The 8,185-nt window shown below is 69.6% G+C and carries 8 protein-coding genes and 1 pseudogene; 1 reads left to right on the top strand and 8 read right to left on the bottom strand.

Going from position 1 to position 8,185, the window contains the following annotated elements; genetic code table 11:
• Positions 1-5: 5 nt before the first annotated feature.
• From BS329_RS28480 to BS329_RS28450, 7 genes and pseudogenes are all read right to left on the bottom strand, one after another.
• Entirely contained in the window at positions 6-554 is a 549-nt protein-coding gene (locus tag BS329_RS28480; protein WP_005151847.1) for a NuoB/complex I 20 kDa subunit family protein, read from the bottom strand.
• 6 nt (positions 555-560) lie between these two features.
• Positions 561-968, bottom strand: coding sequence for an NADH-quinone oxidoreductase subunit A (locus BS329_RS28475; RefSeq protein ID WP_076164505.1), 408 nt, complete (start codon positions 966-968; stop codon positions 561-563).
• Between the two features lie 793 nt (positions 969-1,761).
• Positions 1,762-3,048 (bottom strand): geranylgeranyl reductase family protein, encoded by a 1,287-nt coding sequence (locus BS329_RS28470; protein WP_076164281.1) that lies wholly within the window; start codon positions 3,046-3,048, stop codon positions 1,762-1,764.
• A gap of 10 nt (positions 3,049-3,058) precedes the next feature.
• A complete protein-coding gene (locus BS329_RS28465) occupies positions 3,059-3,748 on the bottom strand; it encodes a class I SAM-dependent methyltransferase (RefSeq protein ID WP_076164280.1) in 690 nt (229 codons plus the stop codon).
• A 69-nt stretch (positions 3,749-3,817) separates the two neighbouring features.
• Positions 3,818-4,588: an AfsR/SARP family transcriptional regulator gene (locus BS329_RS28460; RefSeq protein WP_076164279.1), complete on the bottom strand. Its 771-nt coding sequence runs from the start codon at positions 4,586-4,588 to the stop codon at positions 3,818-3,820.
• Between the two features lie 78 nt (positions 4,589-4,666).
• Positions 4,667-5,604, bottom strand: a pseudogene (locus BS329_RS28455) (glycosyltransferase).
• 1 nt (position 5,605) lies between these two features.
• On the bottom strand, positions 5,606-6,724 hold the full coding sequence (locus BS329_RS28450; protein ID WP_208619285.1) for a glycosyltransferase family 4 protein: 1,119 nt from the start codon (positions 6,722-6,724) through the stop codon (positions 5,606-5,608).
• A 111-nt stretch (positions 6,725-6,835) separates the two neighbouring features.
• Here BS329_RS28450 and BS329_RS28445 point away from each other — a divergent pair, with 111 nt between their 5' ends.
• Positions 6,836-7,666, top strand: a complete 831-nt coding sequence (locus BS329_RS28445) for an inositol monophosphatase family protein (protein WP_076164277.1) — start codon at positions 6,836-6,838, stop codon at positions 7,664-7,666.
• A gap of 44 nt (positions 7,667-7,710) precedes the next feature.
• Here the strand turns inward: BS329_RS28445 and BS329_RS28440 are convergent, their stop codons facing one another.
• On the bottom strand, positions 7,711-8,163 hold the full coding sequence (locus BS329_RS28440) for a DUF3592 domain-containing protein (protein WP_076164276.1): 453 nt from the start codon (positions 8,161-8,163) through the stop codon (positions 7,711-7,713).
• Between the last annotated feature and the right edge of the window lie 22 nt (positions 8,164-8,185).

Below are 8,185 nucleotides of genomic sequence, written 5' to 3'. Positions count from 1 at the left end.
GTCGCTCACTTCTTCGCGTACTTGATCGAGGAGGCGATCAGCTCGGTGCGCTCACCACTGGCGGCGCGGATCGCGGCGCGGCGGGCGTTGATCGGCTCGTCCTGGATCTTGGCGTGCAGTTTCAGGATCGCGTCGAGCAGCATCTCGGGGCGCGGCGGGCAGCCGGGGAGGTACATGTCGACCGGGACGATGTGGTCGACACCCTGCACCACGGCGTAGTTGTTGAACATCCCGCCGGACGAGGCGCAGACGCCCATCGCCAGCACCCACTTGGGCTCGGCCATCTGGTCGTAGATCTGGCGGAGGACCGGCGCCATCTTCTGCGTGACGCGGCCGGCGACGATCATCAGATCCGCCTGGCGCGGCGTCGCGCTGAAGCGCTCCATGCCGAAGCGGGCGATGTCGTACCGGGAACCGCCGACGGTCATCATCTCGATCGCGCAGCAGGCGAGACCGAAGGTGGCAGGCCACATCGAGTTCTTGCGCGCCCAGTTGACCAGGCCTTCAAGACTCGCGAGAAGGATGCCGTTGGGGAGTTTTTCTTCGAGGCCCATGCTTCTCTAGTTCCAATCCAGGCCGCCGCGACGCCATACGTAGGCGTACGCGAAACCGACCGTCGCGATGAACAGCACGATCTCCACCAGGCCGAACATGCCCAGCGCGTCCGCGGAGACCGCGAACGGGTAGAGGAAGACCATCTCGATGTCGAACAGGATGAACAGCATCGCGGTGATGTAGTACGCGACCGGCATCCGGCCGCCGCCGACGACCGGCTGCGGCGACGGTTCGATACCGCATTCGTAGGCCGCGGTCTTCGCCCGGTTGGGGCGGCTCGGGCCGACGAGCGGGCCGAGCAGCACCGAGAGCACCGCGAAGCCGAGAGCGAGGACGAACAAGAGGACCAAGGGGAGGTACATGTTCAGGTTGGGCACCGAAGGGGTGCCTGCCTGGGTCAGCACGGGCAACATCAGCACGGGGTTTTCGCCATCCTTTCCGCGCCGCTGCGGTTTTCGAGTCGGGGTTCACCGCTTCCCTCGACCGGCACCCTAAGTCACCTGGGTCACACCGCCGAGGGTTAGGCAACCCTTACGGGCCGTGCATGACGGCCCCCTTGCTTGTGAAATAGTTCACAAGCCTCCCGTCGAGGATGTGAAGCGATTCACAAAGCATGGGGGGAGTGTAGGACGTGACTCACATTCTTGTCCCTAGCCCCCGTGCTATAAGGCGACCCTAACTTGACCATACGGCCAGCACGGTTAATTCCGACGCGCGACACCGATGACCTGCGACGTCGCCCCCAAGATCGACTCCGATGCGGGTTTTGACCGGTTCTGTCCTGTGACCGATACCACTGCCCGGAACACCTGGCGATTGGTCCAGACGTGTCGCGAACCCCGCAACTAGAGGACTACTTGCGGACGTCTCCCAGCGGCTGAAGGGGACTTTGCCCGCGTCAGACGGGGTGGAAGGAGCCTTCCGCATGCGATGCGGGCTTGGCGTCCTTCGCGAAGCGAGGGTGCGGGTGGGTGAGGCTATGTCGCGAAAGCCACTTTCGGGACGTCAGACGTCGCGAAAGTGGCTTTCGCGACCTGCTCGGCCGCGCTCGACGCAGGGTCTCAAGTCGGTCGGGCGAGCCGTGAGCCGCAGAGGCCCGGTAGCCGCCGCCCCCAATGCCGCATTGGACACGCTCAGTGTTCCCAATGCCACATTGGGGACACTGACAGCAGGGGGTTTCCCAGATCAGCTGCGAATACGCGAGCGTCAGCGCGGAGTGGGGGTGGCGCGGGCCAGCGCGGCGATCAGGCGGTCCACGCCGTCCCCGCCCTTGGCGTCGTAGCAGCCCGAGAGTCCCTTGTAGACCAGCGGAAGAATCGAGTTGATCCGCAGTCCGTACTTCGTCGCGGCGTGCATGATCTTCGGCTTCCCGATCAGCTTCGCGAACACGTTGCCGAGCCGGTAGTAGCCGCCCATCAGCTCACCGACCGCGCGCGGGTAGCCCTCCAGCGCCCGCTCACGCGACGGTCCTTCGCGCCGCGCCAGGGCCTGCACGACGAACTCCGACGCCAGCTGCGCGGACTCCATCGCGGCCGAGATGCCCTCACCGTTGAACGGGCTGACCATGCCGCCCGCGTCGCCGAGCAGCAGCAGGCCGTCGCGGTAGTGCGGGGTGCGGTTGAAGCCCATCGGCAGACCGGCGCCGCCGACCTTGCCGATGGCGTTCTCCTCGCGGTAGCCCCATTCCTCGGGCGTCCCGTCGAGCCACTGGCGCAGCAGCGCGCGGTAGTCGGTGCCGCGGAACGCGGCCGACGTCGACAGCATGCCGAGGCCGACGTTCACCGTGCCGTCGCCGAGCGGGAACGCCCAGCCGTAGCCGGGCAGCAGCTTCTCCTCGCGCGGGTCCGAGCGGTCCCACAGCTCCAGGTGGCCCTCGATGAACGGGTCGTCGTGGCGCGGGCTCTTGTAGTACTGCCGGACGGCGACACCCATCGGGCGCTTCTCGTTCTTCTGGATGCCGACGCTCAGCGCGAGCCGCGCGGAGACGCCGTCGCAGGCCAGGACCAGCGGAGCGCGGTAGCTCACCGGCGTCTTCTCCGGACCGACCTTCGCCTCGACGCCGATCACGCGGCCGGTCGGGCCGGTGATCGCACCGGTGACGGTCGTGCGCTCGTAGAGCCGCGCGCCCGCCTTGACCGCGGTCTTCGCGAGCAGGTCGTCGAAGTCCTGACGAGTACGCGAAACGCCGTACGGCGGGTAGCTGGTCAGGTCCGGCCAGTCCAGTTCCAGCGTCAGCTCGCCGGTGAGGATGCGCAGGCCTCGGCTGTGCACCCAGCCCGCGTCCTCGCTGGTGTCGATGCCGAGGTCGATGAGCTGCTTGACGCCGCGCGGGGTCAGGCCGTCGCCGCACACCTTCTCGCGCGGGAACTCGGTCTTCTCCAGCAGCAGCACGTCGACGCCCGCGCGGGCGAGGTACGTGGCGGCGGTGGAGCCGGCCGGTCCGGCACCGACGACGATGACTTCGGCGTCGTGGTCAGCGTTGCGACGGGTCATGTCCGCGAGTTTATGCGGGCTTCTTGGCACGGTGGATGGCGACGACGCCGAACGTGAGGTTCAGCCACTCCACCTCGGTCCATCCGGCGCTCGCGATGATCTCGCCCAGTGCCCGCTGATCCGGCCACGCCAGCATGGATTCGGCCAGGTAGGAGTAGGCCTCGGGGTTCGACGAGGTCCGGCTGCCGACCCAGGTGAGCAGCTTCGCGATGAACTTCCGGTGCAGGAACCGGATCGGCGGGAATGTGGGCGTCGACACTTCGCAGATCACCAGACGGCCGCCCGGTTTGACCACTCGCGCGATCTCGGTGAGCGCGGCCTTGGTGTCGACGAAGTTCCGCAACGCGAGCGAGATGGTCACCGCGTCGAAGCTGCCGTCGGCGAAGGGCAGCTTCAACGCGTCGGCGGCGACCATCGGGACGCCGCGGTGCTTGCCCGCCTTGAGCATGCCGACCGAGAAGTCCGCGGCCAGGCACCAAGCCCCGTTGCGCGCGTACTCGACGGTGGACACGCCGGTGCCCGCCGCGAGGTCCAGCACCTTCTCGCCGCGCACGGCGTCCAGCACCCGCGCGGTGGTGGTGCGCCAGCGGCGGTCGAAGCCGAAGGTCATGAACGAATTCGCGCGGTCGTAGCCGTCCGCGACGTCGTCGAACATGGCGGCGACTTCGTGCGGATCCTTGTCAAGACTCGCTCGGGACATGCCTCGAACCCTAACCCCGAGGTCCTGAGACACGTCGGCCAAGCGGGAGCAAAGCGATGCCCCGTAGGTTCACCTGGTCCGGTCGAGCAACGCCGGGGCACGGTGCGCACCGGCCCCCGCGACTCCACCGGCGAGGATCCGCCGCTCCAGCAAGCGCAGTTCCGGCCCCGGTTCGAGGCCGAGCTGATCGATCGAGACCCGGCGCGCGCGCCGGTACGCGGACAGGGCGTCGGAGGTGCGCCCGGCTCGCCAGAGAGCGTCCATCAGGAGGTACTGGGCACGCTGCCGCAACGGATGCCGCCGCACCAGATCCGCCAGCTCGACGGCCGCGCTCGCGTACCTTCCGAGGTTCAGTTCGGCCTGGTAGAGCTCTTCGAGCAGGACAAGGCGGTGCTCCGAGAGGCGCATCGTCTCGTCCGACAGCAGCGGGACGTCCAGGCCTTCGTAGGGCGCGCCGTGCCAGTGGGTGAGGGCCTGCCGGATCAGCGAGGCGCGCTGTGCGGGGTCGGCGGATTTCAGTGCCTGACTTCCCAGCGTCTCGAAGGTCTCGACGTCGAGTTCGCCGGGATGGACCGCCAGCCGGTAGCCGCCGTGGTCGAAGCCGAGCCGGTCGCCCTCGGGCAGGGCCTGCCGCAGCTTGTGGACGTGCCAGTGCAGTTTCGGCACCGCCCGCGGCTCCCACCGGTTCTCCCACAGCGCCTCGGTGAGCACGTCCACCGGCACGAAGGTGTTCGCCCGGACCAGCAGCACCCCGAGGAGCGTTCTTCTCATCCGGCCCCGCAAGGGGACCGACCGCGAACCGGAAGAGATGCCGAACGTGCCCAGTACTTCGAACCTCACGTGCCGTCCTCTCGCTCGATGGCTGAGGGGACGATGAAGGCCGGTTGTACAAATTGGATACAAATGATCTTGGGGTGATCAAGTGAGCGCGGAGAGCATCCCCTGCACCGCTCGTGGCCAGGCGAATTCCTCCGCGCGGGCCCGTGCCGCCGCACGCCGAGCGTCCTCGGGGCACTCCAGTAATCCGGTGACGGCGCCCGCGAACGCCGGGGCGTGATCGTCGACGGCCTCGCCGCAGCCGGGTCGCACGATCTCCCGCAGCGCCGACGACGCCGAGACCACCACCGGCGTCCCCGAAGCGAGCGCCTCCAGCGCGGCCGGCCCGAACGTCTCGTGTGGACCGGGCGCGAGGGAGACGTCGGCGCCGGCCAGCAGGCGCGCGACGTCGCCGCGTCCGGAGAGGAAGCCGAGGAAGGTCACCGGCAACCCGCGCGCCCGACGTTCCAGCGCCCGACGGCGGGGTCCGTCGCCCGCGATCACGAGCCGCACACGGTGCCCTGCCTCGGTCAGCTCGGCGACGGTGTCCACACTGCGCTCGACGTGCTTCTCCGGCGAGAGGCGTCCACAGTGGACGATCAGCGCGTCCGCGTCGCCGGACAGCGTGTGCCGCCAGCCGTCGTCGCGGCGGGCCGGGGCGAACGTCGTGAGGTCGACGCCGAGCGGGACACGCCGCGAGATCACCATGCTGGGTACGCCGTTGCGCCGCGCCCACCCGCCCATGCCGCGCAACGTGAGCCTGTCGGACACCTCCAGTCTGTCCGGTTCCAGCCGTTTCACCACCGCGCGAACGCGATGCGGGTCGACCGCGCGATAGCCGCCCGTGCCCGGGATCTGCGGCGCTGGAAGGAAAAACCGGCGGACGCCCGAAGGCAGCGTCTCGTCCGCGTAGCGCCGTCCTGGCACCACGAGGGTCACTTGATGGCCGCTCGCCACGTAACCGGCGCCGAGGTGGTGCAACGCCGTCCGCAGCCCGCCCGAGCGTGGCCGTAGAAGTTGGCCGGCTGGACGATGTGCATGTCAGGCCGCGCGCGCGACTTTGCCCTGAACGGCCTCGTAGTGGCCGACCAGTTCGTGGCAGACCGCAGGCCACGTGCGGCCGAGGACGACCTTGCGCGCCTTCTCCCCCAGCCTGGCGCGCAGCGCGTCGTCACGCAGGTCGTTCACCATGTCCACCAGCGCCGTCGCGAAGCCAGCCCGGTCGGCGGGCAGCAGGTAGCCGGTGCGGCCGGGCAGGACCAGGTCCTTCGGGCCGCCCGCGTTCGGCGCGAGCACCGGCAACCCGGACGCCATCGCCTCCTGGATGGCCTGGCAGAACGTCTCGTGCGGTCCTGTGTGGACGAAGACGTCGAGGCTCGCGTACGCGGCGGAAAGCTCTTCGCCGTACCGGGCGCCCAGGAACGCGGCAGCCGGGATCCGCTCGCGCAGCATCGGCAGTTCCGGCCCGTCGCCGACGACGACCACGCGGATCCCGTCGACCCCGGCGAGCGCGGTCAGCCGCTCGACCTCCTTTTCGGGCGCGAGCCTGCCGACGAAACCGACCAGCAGCTCGCCGTTCGGCGCCAGCTCGGCCCGCAACGCGGGATCGGCGTGTACCGGCGAGAACCGCTCGATGTCGACACCGCGCGCCCAGCGGTGCACCCGCGGGATGCCGTGCAGTTTCAGCTGCTCCACCGAATCCGACGACGGCGCGAGCGTGCGGTCGGCCCGCGAGTGCAGCCGCCGCACCCAGCGCCAGGCCGCGCGGGCCGCGAGGCCGAAGCCGTACGCGGCGGCGAAACCGGCGATGTCGGTCTGATACACCGCGATGCACGGCACCCGCAGCCGTCTGGCCGCGGCGAGACCGCGGGCGCCGACCACGAACGGCGACGCCAGATGCACCACGTCCGGCCCGAAATCGGCCAGCGCGGTGAGCACCGTCCTGGTCGGCACGCCGACCGGGAGGGAGTTCACCCCGGGGAAGTCGAGGGCGGGAATGCGCACGACCGGGGCGCCGAGGTACTCCCCGGGGCCCGGCCCCGGGGCGATGATCAGCACGTCGTGCGCGCGGTCGCGGAGGTGTTCCACGACGCGGAGCACGGAGTTGGTCACGCCGTTCACCTGGGGCAGGAAACTTTCGGTGACTATCGCGACTCGCACGATGCTCACCTTCGCATCCGGTTGTGACGCCCACGCCAACAAAAACGGAACAGACGACATGTCATCTCAAGGTCGTGTTCCGGAAACCAGTTTCGGCCACACTAGGCAGGCATGACCCTTCTGTCGTCAAGGCCGCCGCAACCCGTCGAGCCCGGGTTGCTGTCGAGGGCCCTCGAAGTGGCCGGGCGGCTGGCCAACGACGCGACCGACGTGATCACCGCGACCGCGGGCCGGGGCGCCCATCCGGATCCGAACGACTCACCCTTCGACTGGGTCACCGACACGGACCGGATCCTCGAACGGCACACCCGCCGCGTGCTGACCGCGGAGTTCCCCGGCATCCCCGTCGTCGGCGGTGAATTCGGCGCCGACCACGGTGCCGACGTCGCCGAATACCGCTGGGTGGTCGACCCGGTCGACGGCACCGCCAACTACGTCGCCGGCGTCCCCTGGTGCGCGTACAGCCTCGCCCTGATCGACGCTTCGGGGCCGGTGGTCGGCGTCGTCGCGGACCCGTACCGCGCCCAGATCTACGCCGCCGCGCGCGGCCGCGGGGCCAGGGCGAACGGCAAGCCGATCAGGCTGACCGACCGGCGCGGGACCGCCGGGGCGATCGTCTGCACGGAACTCACGCGCAAAGGTGTCTGGCCGGGGATGGGCCAGTTCATCGAACGGGCCGCCGCCGCGCACGCCGGGGTCCGGGTGCTGGGATCGGCGGCGCTGGCGATCGCGCAGGTCGCGCTGGGGCACGCGGCCGCGGCGGTGCTGCACAACTACCGCGAGTGGGACGTGGCGGGTTCGGTCGCGCTGGCCATCGAGTCGGGTGCCGTGGTGCTGGACCGGCACGGCGAGGACTCGGCCCTGCCGGTCGACGCCCTGCTGGTCGCGGCTCCGGGAGTGGCCGACGAGGTACTGGGCTGGTGGCAGGCTTCGGTCGGCTGAGTTCGCCGTCTGATCACGCGAGTCGTCCCGCCCATCACGCGTGATCAGACGGACGACACGGCCGGCGAACGCCGGTAAGCGAGCCGCTGCCGCCGGATCCACCACAGCAGCGGTCCGGCGACCAGCCAGGTGAAGAAGATCATGCTGCCCAGCGGCAGCAGGGTGTTCGCCGCCGAGCGGCCCGCCACCCGCGCGAGTTCGGGGTCGCCGACGTCGTACTCGATGTTCACCAGCTGCCCGGCGGCCAGCCCGGCCGGGTAGAGCACGCCGTTGGCCGGGCTGTGGACGATGCCGTCGGGGGTGGCGTAGTTGATGATCGTGCGGTCGAACGTGACCGATTCGACCTGCGCGGTCGCCTGCCCGAGTTCCGCTTCGATCGAGCTGTCGTTGCGGAGGGCGGCGAACAGCAGCGAGACGCCGAGCACGGTGACGAGTGAGGCGACAACGAGGGCGGCAAACCACCCGATGCGCCTCACTCGCTCCGCTTTGGCCGTCACGACGCGAGCGTAGCGCTACCCG

The sequence above is a fragment of the Amycolatopsis coloradensis genome (assembly GCF_001953865.1).
GTDB classification, from domain to species: Bacteria; Actinomycetota; Actinomycetes; order Mycobacteriales; family Pseudonocardiaceae; genus Amycolatopsis; species Amycolatopsis coloradensis.
The sequence above is the reverse complement of the archived record's forward strand: the minus strand, read 5'-3'. Positions and strand labels throughout refer to the sequence as shown.

Coding starts and splice junctions, on each gene's coding strand:
- BS329_RS28480 (WP_005151847.1), bottom strand. CDS start 554: ATGGGCCTCGAAGAAAAACTCCCCAACGGCATCCTTCTCGCGAGTCTT.
- BS329_RS28475 (WP_076164505.1), bottom strand. CDS start 968: ATGTTGCCCGTGCTGACCCAGGCAGGCACCCCTTCGGTGCCCAACCTG.
- BS329_RS28470 (WP_076164281.1), bottom strand. CDS start 3,048: ATGACCCGTCGCAACGCTGACCACGACGCCGAAGTCATCGTCGTCGGT.
- BS329_RS28465 (WP_076164280.1), bottom strand. CDS start 3,748: ATGTCCCGAGCGAGTCTTGACAAGGATCCGCACGAAGTCGCCGCCATG.
- BS329_RS28445 (WP_076164277.1), top strand. CDS start 6,836: ATGACCCTTCTGTCGTCAAGGCCGCCGCAACCCGTCGAGCCCGGGTTG.